Consider the following 18,508-nt stretch of genomic DNA (forward strand, 5'->3'; position numbering starts at 1 on the left):
CGCGGAGATCCGATGAAAACCGTTACCCGTTCCACCTGCTGCTACTGCGGCGTCGGCTGCGGCGTGCTGATCGAAGCGGAAAATGGACGCATCACTGGCGTTCAGGGCGACCCCGATCATCCGGCGAATTTCGGCAGGCTCTGCACGAAAGGGATGTCGCTCGCGCTGACCGCGCAAAGCGAAACGGGTCGCGCGACCATGCCGGAAATGCGCCTGCAACGCGACATGCCGCGCGAACAGGTCGAATGGTCCACTGCACTCGACACCGTCGCGGCACGCTTTGCCGGGATCGTCGAGCAGCACGGCCCGGATGCGGTCGCGTTCTATGTGTCGGGCCAGTTGCTGACAGAAGACTATTACGTCTTCAACAAGCTGGCGAAAGGCCTGATCGGCACGAACAACATCGATACGAATTCGCGCCTGTGCATGTCGAGCGCGGTCACGGCGTACAAGATGGCGCTCGGCGCCGACGGTCCGCCCACCTGCTACGACGACCTGGAGCGCGCGAAAACCGTGTTGTTCGCGGGCAGCAACATGGCGTGGGCGCATCCGGTGCTGTTTCGCCGCCTCGAAGAAGCGAAAGCGGCCGATCCGTCGATCCGCTGGATCGTGGTCGACCCGCGCCGCACCGATACGGCGGCAATGGCCGACCTGCATCTGCCGATCCAGCCAGGCAGCGACGTCGCGCTCTTCAACGGCATGCTGCATCACCTGATCTGGGAAGGGCTCGTCGATCGTGATTTCATCGAGCAACACACAGCGGATTTCGACGCGCTGAAAGCACTGGTGCGCGATTTCACGCCGCGCATGGTCGCGGGGATTTGCGGTATCACCGAGCGCGAAATCATGCAGGCGGCCGAATGGTTCGGTGCGAGCGATGCGGCGCTGTCGCTGTACTGCATGGGACTCAACCAGTCGAGCCACGGCACCGACAAGAATCTCGCCCTGATCAACCTGCATCTCGCTACGGCCCAGATCGGCCGCGCGGGTGCGGGACCGTTTTCGCTGACAGGCCAGCCCAATGCCATGGGCGGGCGTGAAGTCGGCGGCATGGCGACGATGCTCGCGGCGCACCGCGACATCGGTAACGCCGCGCATCGTGAAGAAGTGGCGCGGCTATGGGGCGTCTCGCAGCTGTCCGGGCGCCCCGGCCTGCCCGCGGTCGACATGTTCGAAGCGCTGCACGCCGGCAGGATCAAGGCAATCTGGATCGCCTGCACAAACCCGGCTCATTCGATGCCGGATATTCCGCGCGTTCGCGAAGCGCTGGCAAAAGCGGAGTTCGTCGTCGTGCAGGAAGCGTTCATGCTGACCGACACGGTGCCGTTCGCCGACGTCGTGCTGCCTGCCGCGACATGGGGAGAAAAATCCGGCACGGTCACCAATTCGGAGCGCCGCATTTCGCGCGTGCGTGCCGCCGTCGCGGCGCCCGGTGAGGCGAAGGCCGACTGGTGGATCGTCAACGAAGTCGCAAAGCGGATTGAAGCGCGCAACGGGGCATCCAGGACACTGTTTGGATTCGAGGGTCCCGAAGACGTGTTCAACGAACATCGCACGCTGACCGAGGGGCGCGACCTCGATATTGGCGGACTGAGCTACGCGGTGCTCGAGGAAAACGGCCCACAGCAATGGCCGTTTCGTGCAAAGACCATGCAGGGCGAGGCGCGCCGCTATACCGATGGCGTCTTCGCAACGCAGGACGGTCGCGCGCGTTTTCACGCAACCCCGTGGCTACCTGTTGCAGAAGCAACCAGTGCGCGCTTTCCGTTCCATCTGCTGACCGGGCGCCTGCGCGATCAGTGGCATGGCATGAGCCGCACGGGCCGTGTCGGCAAACTGTTTTCGCACACGCCGGCGCCCGCGCTCAGCATGCAGCGCGGCGATGCCGCACGTCGCGGCTTCATCGAAGGCGACCTTGTGCGTGTGTCGAGCCGGCGCGGCAACCTCGTGCTGCCGGTGCAACTGACAGACGACGTGCAGTCGGGCACCGTATTCGCGCCGATGCACTGGAGCGCGCAATTCCTCGCAAGCGGCGGCATCAACGAGACGACGATACCCGCCGTCGACCCTGCGTCGTTTCAACCGGAACTGAAGCACGCGGCGGTGCGTATCGAGCCGGTCGAACTGCCGTGGCGGCTGGTCGCTGCCCGGCGCGGCGACGTACACGCGCTCCAGGCCGCCGTACAGCCGCTGCTGAAGGAATGCAGCTACGCCGCGATCAGTATCGAAGAGGACGGCCTGATCGTGTTGCGTGCGGCGCATGACGATGAGCCTGCGGACTGGCTGCCGCGTCTTTACGAAGCGCTTGACCTTCCCGTCGGTGAAGACACCCTCGAATACCGGGATGCACGGCGCGGCCTTGACAAGCGCGTCGTATGGCGCGAAAACATCGTCGACGGCTTTGTTTTCGCCGGGGACGTGGCGAACGCGGACGCCCTGCTCGCGCGCCTTCGCGACGCCACACCGTGGTCCGGGCCGCGCTTCGCGGTATTCTCGAAGCAAAAGCAGACAAACGTCGCACGCGAGCGTGTAGTGTGCAACTGCATGCAGGTGGGCGAATCGCGCATTCGGGAAGCGATCGCGGCTGGCGCCACCCTGCCGGAACTGAAAACGAAGCTCGGCTGCGGCACTGTCTGCGGCTCGTGTGTCCCTGAACTGAAAAGGATGTGCGAGGCGACTGCCGTTGCAACCTGAGCGCACTGAAACGGCCGATAACAACAGGCGAAAGATGCTGCGTGTACTGCTCGTCACCGACACCGACAAACCCATCGGCGACCTGCGCGATGCCCTCGCGCGGCTCGGCTATGACATGCTTGCCGGAACCGCAACGCCGGAAGCGTTGCATCGTGTCGTCCAGAGCGAGCGGCCCGACGTGATCATCATCGATACCGAATCGCCGTCACGCGACACGCTCGAACAGCTCGCCGTGATGAACGCGACGGCGCCGCGCCCCGTCCTGATGTTCAGCGCCGATGCAAACCAGCAGTTGATCCGCGACGCGGTTGGCGCAGGCGTGACGGCGTATCTGGTCGAAGGTCTCGCAACCGAACGTCTCGCGCCGATTCTCGAAGTGGCGCTCGCCCGCTTCGCACAGGAATCGCAATTGCGCGAACGTCTTGCGCAGGCGGAAAACGAACTCGCTGAACGCAAGCTGATCGACCGCGCCAAACGCCTGCTGATGGATCAGCAGAAAATGACTGAAAACGCCGCTTACGCCACGCTGCGCAAGCGTGCGATGAACCAGGGCGTGAAACTCGCCGAGGTGGCGCGTCAGTTGATCGCGTCGGCGGAATCGTCCCAATGATGGCTCGCTCATGAACGCACCCACTCAACACGCCAGTCCCGATGCACCGGAACGGCTCGAGAAAACCCATCTTCGGCTTGGTTTTGTCGCACTAAGCGACGCAGCGCCGCTTGTCGCGGCCAAGCTGCTCGAATTCGGTCACGCCCATGGCCTGACGCTCGAGCTCTGCCGACAGCCTTCGTGGGCCGCCGTGCGCGACAAGCTGCTCTCCGGTGACCTGGACGCGGCGCACGCGCTTTACGGGCTCGTCTACGGCGTCCAGCTCGGGCTTGGCGGTCCGCAAACGGATATGTCCGTGCTGATGGTGCTCAACCGCAACGGCCAGGCGATCACCGTGTCGAACCGGCTTGCCGCCGCGCTCGACGAACACGGCACACTGCCCGCCGCGCTGCGCACGCTCGGCCGCAAACCGGTTTTCGCGCAGACGTTCCCCACCGGCACGCACGCAATGTGGCTGTATTACTGGCTGGCCGCGCAAGGCGTCCATCCGCTGCGCGATATCGAAAGCGTCGTTATCCCGCCGCCCCAGATGGTCGGCGCGCTGGCGGAAGAACGACTCGACGGCCTGTGCGTGGGCGACCCGTGGAACGCTGTTGCAGAAGCGCAAGGTGTGGGCCAGACCGCCGCGTACAGCAGCGAAGTCTGGCCGGATCATCCGGAGAAAGTGCTCGCGTGCAGGCGCGATTTTGTCAGCGCGCATCCCAACACCGCCCGCGCGCTCGTGCAGACGATGCTTGAAGCGTGCCGCTGGCTGGACGATTCCGGACATCGCGTTGAAATCGCGCGGCGGCTGGCACAACCCGGGTTTCTGGGCGTGCCAGAGGAACTGATTGCATCGAGATTGCGAAACGAAGCAGCCAGTGCCGTCCGGTTGCCCGTTCGCTTCTTTGAGGGAGGTGCGGTGAACTATCCGCGACCGTCTGACGGTGTCTGGTTCATGACGCAATACCGGCGATGGGGCATGATCGACCATATCGATGACTGCACAACCATCGCCGCGGCGATCAACGCGACGGCGCTTTATCGCGAGGCGGCGCGGAACATGGGCATTCCGGTGCCGGCGGAAAGCGCGCCACAGGTATTGATCGACGGTCGCGTATGGGATGGGAATCATGCCGATGCGTACGTAGACGGCTTCACGATACGCGCGTGACCTGCGTACGCCCAGTCAGTCACGCAATACGGGCCGCCGGAAAATGCACGCTGACAACGAGTCCGCCGCCCACTGCATCGTCGAGTGTGATCCGCGCATCGTGCACGCGTGCGATCTCCCGCACGATCGACAACCCCAGCCCGCTACCCTCGACCGCCGGCGTCGCCGCGCCCCGATGGAACCGCTCGAACACCGCGTCACGTTCTTCCGCCGCGATGCCCGGACCGTTGTCCGTGACCTGCAGTAGCGCGCCACCGGCAACATACGCCACGCGCACGGTAATGACCGCTTCGTCACCTGCATGGCGTATCGCGTTGTCGATCAGGTTGCCGGTCAGCTCGGCTAGCAGTTCCGCCTGTCCGCTGACCTCGACGCGTGCGTCCTGCTCGAAGCCCAGGTCGATGCCACGCGATCGCGCGACCGGCGACCAGTCGAGCGTGACACTGCGCGCCACCTTGTGCAGTTGCACGGCCCCCCGCACGAACGTATAGCCACTGTCGGCATCGAGTCTCGACAGCGACAACAGCTGCTGCACGATCTGCGCCGCCTGCCGGACCGCACGGTTCAGACGACGCAGATGCACGCCTTCGCGACCACCCTCGCCGTCACGCAACGCGAGTTCGGACTCGGCCTGAATCACCGCTAGCGGTGTCTTCAACTGATGTGCGGCGTCCGCGAAAAAGCGCCGTCGCGACAACTGCATGCGCTGCGTGCGTCCAATGTATTGATTGATCGAATCGACGAGCGGCACGACTTCACTGGGCAGGCCGACGGCATCGAGCGACGTGGGATCGTCGTCCGCGCGCGCGGCTACGCGTGCGGAAAGCCGGTTGAGGGGTCGCAGGCCACGTCCCACGCCGAGCCAGACAATGCCGAGCGCGAGCACGACCAGAAGCCCCTCCTGCTGCACCGAACCCGTCAGTATCTGGCGCGCCAGCGCCTGACGCGCCTCGATCGTTTCGCCGACCATGACCCACACGACGCGCGTCTGCGCGCTCGGTACGTCATGCACGGGCAGGCGTAGTGCCGCCACGCGCAGCGGCTGGTCGCGAAACGTCGTGTCATAAAAATGCGTCGCATACGGCTCCGCGGTCTTGTTCAAAGGCAGCAGCAGGTCGGCATAACCGGTCACCGGGTGGCCGTTTTCTTCACGAATCAAATAGTAGATCTTGCCGCCGTCGTTCGATTCGAGCATCTCCAGCGCGAGATAGGGCAAATCGACTTCGATCTCACCATCGTGCAACCGGATCCCTTCACGAATCGACTTCAGCGAGAACTCGAGCGTGCGGTCGAACGCGACATGCGCCGCGCTCATGGCGCGTTGATAGGTCAGCCAGGAATCGAAGGCCAGCAGCGCGAGGAATGGCAGCAGCAACCACAACGCCAGCTGCATGCGCAGGTTGAGACGCTTCACGCTCATTGCGGCTTTGCTTCAAGCAGATAACCCAGGCCGCGCAGCGTCACAATGGCCACCGCATGGTGTTCAAGTTTCCTGCGCAACCGGTACACGTAGATTTCGATCGCATCGGCATTCACGGATTCGTCGAGCCCGAAGATCTTCTGCGACAGCGTTTCCTTGTTGATCGCACGACCGTTGCGAAGGATCAGGACTTCGAGCACCGCCCGCTCGCGTGGCGTCAGCGCAAGGGGTTCGCCATCGATGCTGAATCCGCGGTCCACGCTGTCGTATGCAAGCGGGCCACATTGCGCCCGCAACGGTTCATGCCCGTGACTGCGACGAATCAGTGCGCGGGCGCGCGCTTCAAGCTCGGTCAGTTCGAACGGTTTCGCGAGATAGTCGTCGGCGCCGAGATCGAGGCCTTTCACGCGGTCTTCGACAGAACCGTGCGCCGTGAGGATCAGCACGGGAACCAGGTTGCGTCGCGCACGCAGGCGTCGCAGCACTTCGAGACCGTCGAGCCTCGGCAGGCCGAGATCGAGAATCACCAGCGCGTAGTCCTGCGTGCGCAGGACGTGATCGGCGGCTTCCCCGTCATACATGCAATCGACCGTCAGACGCGCGCCCGTGAGCGCATCAGTGAGGGAGCGGGAAAGAATCGGATTGTCTTCAACCAGCAGAACGCGCATGACAGTAACCCAGGGAAATCCATAAGGCGAAACCGGTATTTTCCTTCAATTTCCCCACAAATTGAAAGCGTTCAGAAAGCACGCAACCCTTACCATCCGCTTTCACAAAACAATCAATGTTTTCTGGAGGAAGACGTGCAGACATCACTGAAGTGCCTTGCCGCAGCCATCATGTTCGCCACCGGTGCCGCGTGGGCGCAGGTTCCAGAGGGCTATCCGGGTAACTACCAGGCCGTTATCGACGGCGCGAAAAAGGAAGGCAAGCTGATCGTCTATTCGGTCACTGACACGGCCCTGGTGCGACCGCTTATCAAGGATTTTGAAAGCGAGTACGGCGTGAAGGTCGAATATAACGACATGAACAGCACCGAGCTCTACAACCGCTTCATCAGCGAAAACGCCGCGAGCAGCACGAGCGCCGACGTGCTCTGGAGCTCGGCGATGGACCTGCAGGTCAAGCTCGTCAACGACGGACTCATGGCCACCTACGAATCGCCGGAAACGTCGCATCTGCCGCAATGGGCGCAGTACCAGAAGCAGGCATACGGCACCACGTACGAACCGCTCGCGATCGTCTACAACAAACGCCTCGTCCCCGCCGGTGAAGTGCCGCAAACGCGCGCTGACCTGATCAGGTTGCTGCAGACGCAGACCGACAGGTTCAAGGGCAAGGTCACGACCTACGACATCGAAAAATCGGGTGTCGGCTTCAACTATCTGACACAGGACGTGCGGGTGAATCCGCAGGTCACCTGGGATCTGGTGAGGACCATGGGCGCAACCGGTCCGAAGCTGCAGTCGAGCACCGGTGCGATGATGGAGCGCATCTCGTCCGGCGAAAACCTGATCGGCTACAACATCCTCGGCTCGTATGCGTTTGCGAAGGCAAAGAAAGATCCGTCGATTGGCTACGTGTATCCGAAGGATTACACGCAGGTCGTGAGCCGCCTCGTGACGATCTCGAAGAAGGCGCAGAACCCGAACGCGGCGAAACTGTGGGTCGACTATCTGCTGTCGAAACGCGGGCAGACGCTCCTCGCGAACCAGGCGAACCTGTTCTCGATTCGCGCCGACGTCGATGGCGAAACGTCGATGGCCGGCCTCACCAGACAGCTGGGCGATTCGCTCAAGCCGATTCCGATCGGCGCGGGCCTGCTCGTCTATCTCGACCAGTCGAAACGCCTCGAATTCCTGAAGCAATGGCAGCAGTCGATCAAGCGCTGATGTAACACACGCGCTCCGGCGCGCCCATGCCATATCAGCGTGGGCGCCCTTCCTTTCGCTCATCACCTGTCGATATGCGGCTGCAACGCCGCAGGGGAACACTCATGCTTTCTACTGGCGCAAACGGGCGTCGCGGCGGCCAGCCACTGCCATTCAAAGGCACCCTGCCCGCGCTGCCCACGGGCGGCTTGTGGCCGCTCGCGGGGCTGCTGCGCTGGGTCGTTGTCGCGGTATTGACCATCGCGGTGGCCCTGCCGCTCGGCTTCATTCTTTTCCAGAGCCTGCTGAATGCACCGTTCTTCGACGCCAACCGCACGATCGGCGTCACGGGCTTCACGTTCATTTTCAATGATCCGGATTTCTGGTCGGCCGTAAAGAACTCTTTCATCATCGCGGGCGGGATGCTGTTCATCTCGATCCCGCTCGGCGGCGTGCTGGCATTCCTGATGGTGCGCACGGACCTGCCGGGACGTCGCTGGCTCGAACCGTTGCTGCTCATGCCGGTGTTCATTTCCCCCATGGTGCTCGCGTTTGGCTATGTGGTCGCGGCGGGTCCGGTCGGTTTTTATTCGGTGTGGTTCAAGGATCTCTTCGGTGCAGCAGATGCGCCGTGGACCGTCTATTCGATTTTCGCCATCACGATCATCGTCGGTCTCACGCATGTGCCGCACGTCTATCTGTATTCGTCGGCGGCGCTGCGCAACCTGGGCTCCGATGTCGAAGAAGCGGCGCGCGTCGCCGGTGCGCGTCTGTTTCGCGTCGCGCTCGATGTCAGCCTGCCCATGACCATGCCCGCCCTGCTCTTCGCGGGCGTGCTCGTGTTTTTCCTCGGTTTTGAAGTATTCGGCCTGCCGCTCGTGCTCGGCGATCCCGAAGGCCATCTCGTCCTCGCGACGTATCTGTACAAGCTCACCAACAAGCTCGGCACGCCGTCGTATCACCTGATGGCCGCGGTCGCCGTGTGCATCATCGCGATCACGTTTCCGCTCGTGCTGCTGCAGCGGCGCCTCCTGAAAAGCGCGAACCGCTTCGTGACGGTCAAGGGCAAGGCGGGACGTCAAACCGTATTGCCGCTCGGCGCATGGCGCTGGGTCGCGCTGGCGATCGTCGCGGTCTGGCTGTTGCTGACGGTATTCGTGCCGCTGTCGGGCATCGTGCTGCGTGCCTTCGTCACGAACTGGGGTGAAGGCGTGAACCTCGCCGAAGTGCTGACGCTCGCGAACTTCACCGATCTGTTCGAACAGGACAATCTCGTCCGCGCGATTCTCAACACGCTCGGTATCGGCGTGTTCGGTGGCGCGCTCGCGGTGGGTTTCTATTCGCTCGTCGCATTCGCCGGCCATCGCCGCAACGACTGGGCCACGCGCCTGCTCGACTATCTCGTGCTGCTGCCGCGAGCGGTCCCCGGGTTGCTCGCGGGCCTCGCGTTCCTGTGGATTTTTCTGTTCGTGCCGGGCCTGAAGGAACTCAAGAACTCGATGTGGAGCATCTGGATCGCGTACACGGTGGTGTGGCTCGCGTACGGCATGCGCCTTATCCAGAGCGCGCTGCTTCAGGTCGGCCCCGAGCTCGAAGAAGCGGGACGCAGCGTCGGCGGGACACGCGCGCGCGTCAGTCTCGACGTCACGTTGCCGCTCGTGCGCTTCGGTCTGCTCGCTGCGTGGCTGCTGATTTTCATGATCTTCGAGCGCGAATATTCGACCGCTGTCTATCTGCTGTCGCCCGGCACCGAAGTGATCGGCGCGCTACTGGTGTCCTTGTGGGCAACCGGCGCGGTCGATCAGGTCGCGGCGCTTTCTGTCATCAACATTGCGATGGTCGGCGTCGGACTCGGCGTGGCCCTGCGCTTCGGAGTCAAACTTCATGGATAAGCTTTCTGTCGACAATCTGTTCCTGAGTTATGGCAGCAACCCGATCCTGAAGGGTGTGTCGTTCGAACTCAAGGCCGGCGAAGTGGTCTGCCTGCTCGGCGCTTCAGGCAGCGGCAAGACCACGTTGCTGCGCGCCGTCGCCGGGCTCGAACAGCCTTCCGAAGGTCGCATTCAACTCGACAATCAGGTGTTTTTCGATGGCGCTTCCGGCGTCGACCTGCCCGTCGAGCAGCGTTCGCTTGGACTCGTGTTCCAGTCGTACGCGTTATGGCCGCATCGCACTGTCGCTGACAACGTCGGTTATGGCCTGAAGCTGCGACGCGTCTCGCGTGCCGAACAGAAACAGCGCGTGCAGGATGCGCTCGACCAACTCGGTCTCGGCCATCTTGCCGCACGTTATCCCTATCAACTTTCAGGCGGCCAGCAGCAGCGCGTCGCAATTGCACGTGCGCTCGTCTATAACCCGCCCGTCATTCTCCTCGACGAACCGTTGTCGAATCTCGACGCGAAGCTGCGTGAAGAGGCACGCGCATGGCTGCGCGAACTGATCGTTTCGCTGGGTCTTTCCGCGCTGTGTGTCACGCACGACCAGACCGAGGCCATGGCGATGTCGGATCGCATCCTGCTTCTGCGCAACGGCCGCATCGAACAGGAGGGCACACCCGCCGAACTCTACGGCGCGCCCCGCTCGCTCTACACCGCCGAATTCATGGGCAGCAACAACCGCATCGATGCGCGCGTCGCGGCCGTGGATGGCGAGCGCGTCACGCTTGCCGGCGACGGCTGGCAACTGCAGGCCGTCGCGCGGGAGGCCATGCAGGAAGGCCAGGCCGCACAGGCCGTGATCCGCCTCGAGCGCGTGCAGGTCGCCGATGGCCCGGGCGCCAACCGCCTGCAGGCCGATCTCGTGACATCGATGTATCTCGGCGATCGCTGGGAATACCTGTTCCATTGCGGGGCGCTGCGCCTGCGTGCGTTCGGCAACGTGCCGCGCGCCGCCGGCAGGCACTGGATCGAGTTTCCGGCCAGCGACTGCTGGGCATTCGCGCAGGCGAACTGAAGCGCGTTTCTCGGGCAGTCGCGGTACCGGGGTTGGCAGCAAAAAGTTAGCGGTCAGTAAAACAATGAAACCACAGGAGAAGATGATGAAGTCGAGTATGGCAAGGTTGGCGTTTGGCGCGTCGTGTGTGGGTCTGGCCGGCATGGCACAGGCGCAGTCGAGCGTGACGATGTACGGCATCGTCGACGCGGGCGTCGAATACGTGAATCACGCGAGCAGCGACGGTGGCGCGGCGCGGCTCGTGTCGGGCGGCAAGAATACCTCGCGCTGGGGCCTGCGTGGCGTCGAGGATCTGGGTGGTGGATTGAAGGCGGTCTTCCAGCTGGAAAGCGGCATTAACGTCGCAAATGGTTCGCTGGACGACGGCCCTGGCGCGCTCTTCGACCGCCGTGCAACGGTCGGGTTGAAAAGCCGCTTCGGTCAGTTGACGCTCGGTCGTACGTTCACGGTCACGTATGACTACATGCTGCCGTTCGATCCGATGGCGTATGCGCCGAACTACTCGTGGGCGACGTCGTCGAACGCGACGGGCGGCCGCAAGGACGGCCTGTTCTCGCGCTCCGCTAACGCAGTGCGTTACGACGGCACATTCGCGGGCTTCAAACTGGGCGCGTTGTATGGCTTCGGAAACGTGCCTGGCAGCATGAAGAGCAGCTCGAAATACGATTTCGCGGTCGGCTATGGCAACGGTCCGTTCGCGGCAGTCGTCACGTTCGATCGTCAAAACGGCGCAAGCGACAGCGTGACGCCGGCGGATACAACGAACTATATCCAGGGCATTCACGCGGGCCTGAGCTACGATTTTGGCGCTGCCAAGGCAATGGCCGGCTACCGCAACTACCGTCGCACGTTCACCAACGCGTCGCCGACGCTGTTGAGCGACATGTACTGGATTGGTGGCTCCTACGATTTCACGCCGTATTTCACGCTCTATGGCGCGGTCTATCATCAGAACATCAAGGGCGGGAGCGATGCCGATCCGACGCTGTTCTCGCTGCGCGGCCAGTACGCGCTGTCGAAGCGCACGGTGCTGTACCTGTCGGGCGGCTATGCGATGGCAAAGCATGACAGCAAGGTCAGCCTGTCGCGCGACCTGACCGGCGCGGCCGACACGCAGGCAGGGGTGACGGCCGGCATTCAACACCGGTTCTAAGGCAGACGGGGGCGCCCGAAAGAGCGCCCTCCTGTTTCAATCTGCTTCAATACGCAAACTTCAGATAGCTCTCGCCATCGGCGAGCACGCCTGCGTCGTCCACCTGAGGCATGCTGCGCAACAGGCGTTTCGCGCGCGGACTCAACGACTGGAACACATCGCGCGGCACATCGATATGTACCTCCGGCCGGAAATACCAGCTACGGCTATAGCCGATGACAACCATCGGACGCGGCAACGGCGTGCGGTTCGGTGTACCGCGATGCAGCGCCCGCACGTCGCGGATCATCACGTCGCCGAGTTTCATCGGCACGGCAACCAGCGGATACTCGCCCCGCCCGTATGCGGCCATCGCTTCTTCCTTGTTAACCCTGTGCGTGCCCAGCGTCGTTTCGAACGGCCCGTTTTCCGCGGTCACGTCGCATAGCGGAAAATTGACCGCCAGCTGGAACGAGGGTGTTTCCGCTTCGCCCTCGAAAAGTTCGGGTGTGTCGCGATGCACGTCCTGGTAAGTGGAACCGGCAAGCGGCGTGTCGGTGGCAAGCTGGCACATCACCGGATCGAGCCCGGCCACCCGCTCGACGATGGCGAGCACGTCGGGATCGCAGAAAATACTTTCGTCGGCAAACGTGCCGACGAAAGGGAGCGTGACGTAGTGACGGTTTTCGCCGCGCACCGCCGTGGCCTTCGCGTCGATTTTTGCCTGCAGCAACGGTGCAAACGCGTGTTGCCATGCAGCGAGCGTTCCCTGCGGAAAATGGTTGCGCAATACAACCATGCCGTCGCGTTCGAAATCGCGCGCAAACGCAGCGTGCTCCACGGCGGTGTATCGACTCACGGTCGTCTCCGTTATCCGTTCATGTACATGCCGCGCTGAATGGCAGTCGCCGGATCTGCCGAAGCGCGGTCGCATTCGTGATGCAGTCACGCGGCAACTTGAGGCTCACGCCTGAACCGTCAAGCGTTCAGGCGTATTGCCATACCGTCAGAAGTTGAAGTTGTCGATATTGCTTGAGTCAAACGTCGTCGGCGGTCCAAGGATGATTTCGCCCTTCGGGCCGATCGTGCGCTTGCCGAGCTTGCCCGCTTCGAACGATTCGCCTTCCTTGCCCGTGATCGTTCCCGACGCGAGGTTCGCAGCAGCATAAGCGGCGAGATAGCCGAGTTGACCCGGATCCCACAACTGGAACGCCTTCACGGTGCCGTTCTTGACGAACGCGCGCATCTGGTTCGGTGTGCCGAGCCCCGTCACGGCAACCTTGCCCTTGCTCGACGAAGTCGAGATATAGCGTGCGGCCGCCGCAATGCCGACCGACGTCGGTGCGACGATCGCCTTCAGGTTGGGATACGCCTGCAGGAGACCTTGCGTCTCGACGAACGATTTCTGGTCGTCGTCATTGCCGTACGCGATTTTCACCAGCTTGAGCTTCGCATACTCCGGCTTTTTCAGCTCCTCCTGCATCCATTTGATCCAGGTGTTCTGATTGGTCGCGTTCGGCGTCGCCGACAGGATCGCGAATTCACCCTCGCCGCCCATCAGCTTCGACACGAGCTGAATCTGGCCGCGCCCGATGCTTTCCGCGTTAGCCTGGTTCACGAAAAGCTGACGTCCATCAGGCGCGGTGTCGGAGTCGAATGTCACGACCTTGATGCCGTCCGACATGGCTTTCTTCAGATACGGCACGACCGCGTTCGCATCGTTCGCGGCGATCACGATCGCGTCCTGCTTCTGCGTGATCAGCGTGTTGATGTACTGCACCTGCGACGAGGCACCCGCGTCCGAAGGACCGACCACCTTGCCTACGCCGTGAAATTCCTTGATGCCGGCCATGCCGCCGTCATCGGCGATGACTTCGTACGGGTTATTGATCTGCTTGGGCAGAAAGGCGATCTTCAGCCCGCTTTTGAGCTCGGCCGCGCCCGCCGCACAGCTCAGGCCTAGCAGTGCTGCACACAGCGCTGCCGCGCCCGCGCAACGAAGTGGTCTTCTCATGGCATGTCTCCTGGTTATAGTGTCGGGCTTTTTATACCCGGGGTTGTTAATCGTCCTGACGTCCAGCCTCTGCTGTGTTATCCAGCTACTGCCCGGTCAACCCGATCGGGCAATGAAGCGCCGGTCGCGTATCGCGCGCCAGCGTGCAACCAGATTCGGAATCAGCACCGATGCGAGCAACAGCACACCCGTCACGATAGTCAGCGTTTCGCTGGACACGTCGTCGAGCGTCAACGCATTCTTCAGCACACCGACAATCAGCAGCGACAGCAGCACGCCGTACATCGAGCCGCGTCCGCCAAAAATGCTCACGCCGCCAAACAGCACCGCCGCGATCACCGACAGTTCGAAACCTTCGCCGTTGTCGCCGCGCGCGCTCGTAAAGCGCAGCGTGTACACGATGCCCGCAAGCGCGCTAAGCACACCCGATGTCACGAACAGACGCAGGCGGATCCTGGCCACATCGATGCCAGAAAACGAAGCCGCCGTGGAATTGGCACCAATTGCGTAAAGACTGCGTCCAAAGGCCGTTGCCTGCAGCACCACGGTGAAGACCACCGCGCAGACGATCACGATAATAAAGGGCAGCGGAATAAAGCTCGACCACAGCGTGTCCATGCCGAACGCCGTATATCCGGCGGGAAAGTCGGCCACTGCCTGGTCCCCGAGCAGCACATACGCGAGGCCGCGAAACAGTGCGAGCGTGCCGATCGTCACCGCAAGCGAAGGCAGGTTCAGCTTCACGACCACGAGACCATTGAGCAAGCCGGCCAGCGCGCCGAACACCAGCACCAGCACGATGACGACCGGCATCGGCAGTCCCATGTGCCAGAGCACGCCCATCAGCGCGCTAGATGCGCCCAGCACCGAGGCCACGGAAAGATCGATTTCCGCCGCCACGATGATGAGCGTCATCGGCAGCGCCATCAGCGCGATTTCAGTGAGATCGGCAAGCACGTTGCCCAGATTGCCGGCGCTCAGGAATACCGGCGACAGCACGCGCCCAAGAATCAAGGCCAGAATCAATACGACGACAAGCAGCGCTTCCCATTGCAGCGGCGTTTCGCGCCGGCGGGTCAGCAAGGCGGAATCGGGTTTAGCCATGGTCGCGTTTCCTCATCATGCGTTTGGCGACGGAGCGCGCGAGCAGCGTATCGGCGGCGATCGCCACGACGATCAGCGCGCCTTCGATGGCCTGCTCCCAGAACGGCGACACATGCAGCACAACGAGCGCGATGCTGATCACACCCAGCACCAGCGCGCCCAGCGTTGCGCCAAGAATTGTTCCGACGCCGCCCGTGATCGCCACACTCCCCACGACCGCTGCCGCCACGACCTGCAATTCGATGCCCTTGGCCGTGCTTGCGTCGACGGTGCCGAACCGCGCAAGCCACAGCGCACCGGAAAAACCCGCAATCGCGCCGCTAATCAGAAAGCCCCTTATCACACACCGCTCGACGCTGACGCCGGCAAGCCGCGCGGCCTCCGGATTCGAGCCGACCGCATAGTGCTCACGCCCGCCGCGAAACTGCTTCAGGTAGACCGACAAACCGACCAGCACGACAACCGCAATCAGCGCAAGCGACGGCACGCCGAACACCTCACCCGTCGCGAGCCGTGAGAACGATTCGGGCAAGCTTGTCGCGTTGATCTGTCCGCCATGCACCCATGCGTAATCGGCGCCGCGAAAGATATAGAGCGTCGAGAGCGTCGCCACCAGTGAAGGCACGCGGCCCACGGCCACGAGCAGCGCGTTGATGCCGCCCGCGACAAGACCGATCACGAGCCCCGCGGCAAGCGCGACAACCACGGGCATGTGCGGAAACGCGACGAAGAGACTGCCCACCGCATAGGCGCTCACACCCACCGTCGACCCCACCGAGAGATCGATGTGTCGCATCAGGATCACGACGGTCATGCCCGCCGTCAGCAGGCTGACGATCGACACGTTCAGCAGGACGTCACGCAGATTCTGCAGATTGAGGAACTGGGGTCTGGCGAGTGCGGTCCCCACCACCAGCAGGATCAGCACGACAAATAGCGTCGTCTCGCGACTCTTTGCGATCGTGCCGAACAGGCCGCCGGCACCAGATGTCCGGCGTTTCGCCCCGGTGGATTGCATGGGCGCCGCGCGCGGAGGAGTTGTCGAATGGCGCATCATGCCGCGTGCCCCAGGTTCACCGTGGACTGGCCCAGCGCCGCGCCCATGATCCGTTCCTCGTTCGCCTCGGCGCGCGGGATGTCGGCGCTGATGCGCCCTTCGTGCATCACGAGTACACGGTCAGCCATGCCGAGCACTTCTGGCAGTTCACTTGAAATCATCAGCACCGCCATGCCGTCGCGCACCAGTTCCGCGAGCGCGCCATACACTTCCGCCTTCGCGCCGACGTCGATGCCGCGTGTGGGTTCGTCGATGATCAACACTTTCGGATTCGTCGCGAGCCATTTTCCGAGCACCACTTTCTGCTGGTTGCCGCCCGAGAGCGTGCCGACCGGCGCGGACGGGTCACCCGCTTTCAGATGCAGCCGCGTGCCCCACTGCGTGGCAAGCGCGCGTTCGCTCTTCGTGGAAACAAGTCCGTGCCTGACGAGCCGGTTGAGTACGGTCATCGACGCGTTACGCGCGATGCTCAGTTCGAGCGCGAGGCCCTGCTGCCTGCGATCTTCCGGCACGAGCGCAAGGCCCGCCTGCACGGCCGCCGCAGGACGGCCTGGTTTGAGCGGCTTGCCTGCGATACGGATTTCCCCAGCGTCGAGCGGATCAATGCCGAAGATCGCGCGCGCCACCTCGCTTCGCCCGGCACCGACGAGCCCGGCCAGCGCGACGATTTCTCCCGCGCGCACGTCGAACGAGACGTCCTTGAAGACCCCCGTACGCGTCAGACCACGCACGGACAGCCGCACTTCGCCGGGTCTCACGTCTGCCTTCGGATAGAAACTTTCCAGATCCCGGCCCACCATCTTCGCGACGATCGAAGCGGTGTCCAGTTCGGACGTTGGCGCGTCGAACACCTTCGCGCCGTCGCGCATGATCGTCACGCGCTGCGTCAACGCGAAAACTTCGTCCAGCCGGTGGGTGATGAAAAGAATCGCGACGTCGCGCTCACGCAGACGCCGCACGATCGTAAAGAGCCGCTCGACTTCCGGCAACGACAACGCCGCCGTGGGTTCATCCATGATCAGCACGTTCGCGTTCAACGACAGCGCCTTGGCAATTTCAATGACCTGCTGATCGGCAATCGACAGCCCGCGCACCAGTTGATCGGCGCGCAGGTCGACGCCCAGCGACGCGAGCAGGTCGCGCACTTCGCGATGCATCGCATCGTATTGAATGCGACCGACGCGGTCCACCGGCTGGCGGCCCATGAAAATATTCTCGGCGATCGAAAGATCGAAGAACAGTGTCGGTTCCTGATAGATCACCGCGAGGCCCGCATCGCGTGCTTCAGCGGGCGTCGCGAACTGACGGAGAACGCCGTCCACCCGCAGTTCGCCTGAATCCGGTCGATGGACACCGGCGAGAATCTTGACGAGTGTCGACTTGCCCGCGCCGTTTTCGCCGAGCAACGCGTGTACTTCGCCAGGCCATAGCGCAAGCCCGGCATCGGAAAGCGCCCGCACACGGCCGAATGACTTGCTCGCATGCGTCAATTCAAGCCGCGGTACGCCGGAAGGTTGTTGCTGCACTACGTGTCTCCTCCATCAGGCGACGCCCGTCTGGCGTCGCGGTAATTCAGGCCAGGCAATCGCGCTAGATACGATAGACGCGTTCGGCGTTACGCCTGAAGAGCGCGTCTTTCTCCTCCATGCTGGCGCCTTCCACGATCGCGGCATACGCGTTCCACAAATCCGTATAAGAGCCGAATAGCCGGTCGACCGGGAAGTTGGATGCGAACATCGCGCGCGCAGTCCCGAACGCATCGATCGTTTCGAGCACGTAAGGACGCAGGCTTTCCACCGTCCAGCGATGATCGAACATCGCAAGACCGCTGATCTTGACCGCGACGTTCTCGCACGTGGCGAGATGACGCATGCCGTCGCGCCACGCACGAAAACCCTCGACACTGCTGCGGTCCACGAACATGCCCGCATGATTGACGATGAACTGCGTGCCCGGATGGGCTTGCGCGAGCGCCGCGGCTTCCGTCATCTGCGACGGGTAGAGCTGCAGGTCGAACGACATGCCGTGGCGTCGCAGCAGCGAAAAATTCTCGCGCCAGAGCGGGTCACGCATCAGATGCCGGCCGATATAGTCATAGAGCGGATTCGCATGAACGTTGAGAATCTGCCGCACGCCACGGGTGTTCGCGAACGCCGCGTGGCCTTCGAGTACCTGCGCGGCGTTCGGCGCGCCCAGGTCCACCGCCGCGACAATGCCCTGCGGCATGCCGCGTGAGCCGCCTGCATCGGCAACCGCCTGCAGCCAGCGCGTCTCTTCGACCGGATCGGCCGGATCGTGATTCGCCTCGACATGCACGACCTTTAGCACTTCGATATCGCGCGCATCCGCGTGCAGGTCCTCGACCAGATAATCGTGTTTCAGCTCACGTGCGTCGCCGACAAACGACACGCCCGGGTTGGCAAGCCACGGGTAATGATGCGTTTTCAGGTCCCACAGATGAATGTGCGGGTCGACCACTTGCATGGGACACCCTCCGCCCG

The 18,508-nt window shown here is 62.9% G+C and carries 15 protein-coding genes; 7 read left to right on the forward strand and 8 right to left on the reverse strand.

The window, feature by feature from the left end:
- The first annotated feature begins 12 nt into the window (after positions 1-12).
- The 3 genes from BLV45_RS14765 to BLV45_RS14775 are packed head-to-tail and all read left to right on the forward strand — an operon-like array spanning position 13 to position 4,457.
- Positions 13-2,694, forward strand: coding sequence for a nitrate reductase (locus BLV45_RS14765; protein WP_090534251.1), 2,682 nt, complete (start codon positions 13-15; stop codon positions 2,692-2,694).
- 34 nt (positions 2,695-2,728) lie between these two features.
- On the forward strand, positions 2,729-3,304 hold the full coding sequence (locus tag BLV45_RS14770; protein ID WP_090534254.1) for an ANTAR domain-containing response regulator: 576 nt from the start codon (positions 2,729-2,731) through the stop codon (positions 3,302-3,304).
- Positions 3,305-3,314: 10 nt separating this feature from the next.
- Positions 3,315-4,457 carry a CmpA/NrtA family ABC transporter substrate-binding protein gene (locus BLV45_RS14775; RefSeq protein ID WP_090534256.1) on the forward strand — a complete coding sequence of 381 codons (1,143 nt, stop codon included), beginning with the start codon at positions 3,315-3,317 and terminating at the stop codon, positions 4,455-4,457.
- A gap of 19 nt (positions 4,458-4,476) precedes the next feature.
- Here BLV45_RS14775 and BLV45_RS14780 read toward each other — a convergent pair whose 3' ends face one another.
- Both BLV45_RS14780 and BLV45_RS14785 read right to left on the reverse strand, forming a co-directional pair.
- Positions 4,477-5,871, reverse strand: a complete 1,395-nt coding sequence (locus BLV45_RS14780; RefSeq protein WP_090534684.1) for a sensor histidine kinase — start codon at positions 5,869-5,871, stop codon at positions 4,477-4,479.
- A 2-nt stretch (positions 5,872-5,873) separates the two neighbouring features.
- Positions 5,874-6,545: a response regulator gene (locus BLV45_RS14785; RefSeq protein ID WP_090534258.1), complete on the reverse strand. Its 672-nt coding sequence runs from the start codon at positions 6,543-6,545 to the stop codon at positions 5,874-5,876.
- 171 nt (positions 6,546-6,716) lie between these two features.
- Between BLV45_RS14785 and BLV45_RS14790 the strand changes: the two genes are divergently transcribed.
- The 4 genes from BLV45_RS14790 to BLV45_RS14805 all read left to right on the forward strand — a co-directional run bounded on the left by BLV45_RS14790 (position 6,717) and on the right by BLV45_RS14805 (position 11,853).
- The gene (locus BLV45_RS14790) at positions 6,717-7,769 is read left to right on the forward strand and encodes an ABC transporter substrate-binding protein (RefSeq protein WP_090534686.1); all 1,053 of its coding nucleotides are present in this window, start codon (positions 6,717-6,719) and stop codon (positions 7,767-7,769) included.
- Between the two features lie 104 nt (positions 7,770-7,873).
- Complete coding sequence (locus BLV45_RS14795) at positions 7,874-9,640, forward strand: ABC transporter permease (protein WP_090534260.1); 1,767 nt, start codon at positions 7,874-7,876, stop codon at positions 9,638-9,640.
- Positions 9,633-10,700, forward strand: coding sequence for an ABC transporter ATP-binding protein (locus BLV45_RS14800; RefSeq protein ID WP_090534262.1), 1,068 nt, complete (start codon positions 9,633-9,635; stop codon positions 10,698-10,700). Before BLV45_RS14795 ends, BLV45_RS14800 begins: the two co-directional genes overlap by 8 nt.
- 85 nt (positions 10,701-10,785) lie before the next feature.
- Positions 10,786-11,853 (forward strand): porin, encoded by a 1,068-nt coding sequence (locus BLV45_RS14805; protein ID WP_090534264.1) that lies wholly within the window; start codon positions 10,786-10,788, stop codon positions 11,851-11,853.
- Positions 11,854-11,899: 46 nt separating this feature from the next.
- Here BLV45_RS14805 and BLV45_RS14810 read toward each other — a convergent pair whose 3' ends face one another.
- The 6 genes from BLV45_RS14810 to BLV45_RS14835 all read right to left on the reverse strand — a co-directional run bounded on the left by BLV45_RS14810 (position 11,900) and on the right by BLV45_RS14835 (position 18,491).
- Positions 11,900-12,691 carry a phytanoyl-CoA dioxygenase family protein gene (locus BLV45_RS14810; RefSeq protein WP_245753278.1) on the reverse strand — a complete coding sequence of 264 codons (792 nt, stop codon included), beginning with the start codon at positions 12,689-12,691 and terminating at the stop codon, positions 11,900-11,902.
- Between the two features lie 147 nt (positions 12,692-12,838).
- Entirely contained in the window at positions 12,839-13,846 is a 1,008-nt protein-coding gene (gene rhaS, locus BLV45_RS14815) for a rhamnose ABC transporter substrate-binding protein (protein WP_090534268.1), read from the reverse strand.
- A gap of 96 nt (positions 13,847-13,942) precedes the next feature.
- Complete coding sequence (locus tag BLV45_RS14820; RefSeq protein ID WP_090534270.1) at positions 13,943-14,950, reverse strand: ABC transporter permease; 1,008 nt, start codon at positions 14,948-14,950, stop codon at positions 13,943-13,945.
- Positions 14,943-16,007 (reverse strand): ABC transporter permease, encoded by a 1,065-nt coding sequence (locus BLV45_RS14825; protein WP_090534271.1) that lies wholly within the window; start codon positions 16,005-16,007, stop codon positions 14,943-14,945. The genes BLV45_RS14820 and BLV45_RS14825 overlap by 8 nt, the downstream gene beginning before the upstream one ends.
- Positions 16,004-17,533, reverse strand: coding sequence for a sugar ABC transporter ATP-binding protein (locus BLV45_RS14830; protein WP_090534273.1), 1,530 nt, complete (start codon positions 17,531-17,533; stop codon positions 16,004-16,006). Before BLV45_RS14830 ends, BLV45_RS14825 begins: the two co-directional genes overlap by 4 nt.
- A 64-nt stretch (positions 17,534-17,597) precedes the next feature.
- Positions 17,598-18,491, reverse strand: coding sequence for an amidohydrolase family protein (locus tag BLV45_RS14835; protein ID WP_090534275.1), 894 nt, complete (start codon positions 18,489-18,491; stop codon positions 17,598-17,600).
- Positions 18,492-18,508: the final 17 nt, after the last annotated feature.

Source organism: Paraburkholderia sartisoli (assembly GCF_900107685.1).
In the GTDB taxonomy this organism is placed as follows: Bacteria; Pseudomonadota; Gammaproteobacteria; order Burkholderiales; family Burkholderiaceae; genus Paraburkholderia; species Paraburkholderia sartisoli.

Excerpts from the sequence above, each read along its gene's own strand:
- BLV45_RS14795 (WP_090534260.1), top strand. The coding sequence starts at position 7,874 with ATGCTTTCTACTGGCGCAAACGGGCGTCGCGGCGGCCAGCCACTGCCA.
- BLV45_RS14790 (WP_090534686.1), top strand. The coding sequence starts at position 6,717 with ATGTTCGCCACCGGTGCCGCGTGGGCGCAGGTTCCAGAGGGCTATCCG.
- BLV45_RS14785 (WP_090534258.1), bottom strand. The coding sequence starts at position 6,545 with ATGCGCGTTCTGCTGGTTGAAGACAATCCGATTCTTTCCCGCTCCCTC.
- BLV45_RS14835 (WP_090534275.1), bottom strand. The coding sequence starts at position 18,491 with ATGCAAGTGGTCGACCCGCACATTCATCTGTGGGACCTGAAAACGCAT.
- BLV45_RS14770 (WP_090534254.1), top strand. The coding sequence starts at position 2,729 with ATGCTGCGTGTACTGCTCGTCACCGACACCGACAAACCCATCGGCGAC.
- BLV45_RS14775 (WP_090534256.1), top strand. The coding sequence starts at position 3,315 with ATGAACGCACCCACTCAACACGCCAGTCCCGATGCACCGGAACGGCTC.
- BLV45_RS14765 (WP_090534251.1), top strand. The coding sequence starts at position 13 with ATGAAAACCGTTACCCGTTCCACCTGCTGCTACTGCGGCGTCGGCTGC.
- rhaS (WP_090534268.1), bottom strand. The coding sequence starts at position 13,846 with ATGAGAAGACCACTTCGTTGCGCGGGCGCGGCAGCGCTGTGTGCAGCA.
- BLV45_RS14825 (WP_090534271.1), bottom strand. The coding sequence starts at position 16,007 with ATGATGCGCCATTCGACAACTCCTCCGCGCGCGGCGCCCATGCAATCC.
- BLV45_RS14805 (WP_090534264.1), top strand. The coding sequence starts at position 10,786 with ATGAAGTCGAGTATGGCAAGGTTGGCGTTTGGCGCGTCGTGTGTGGGT.
- BLV45_RS14800 (WP_090534262.1), top strand. The coding sequence starts at position 9,633 with ATGGATAAGCTTTCTGTCGACAATCTGTTCCTGAGTTATGGCAGCAAC.
- BLV45_RS14820 (WP_090534270.1), bottom strand. The coding sequence starts at position 14,950 with ATGGCTAAACCCGATTCCGCCTTGCTGACCCGCCGGCGCGAAACGCCG.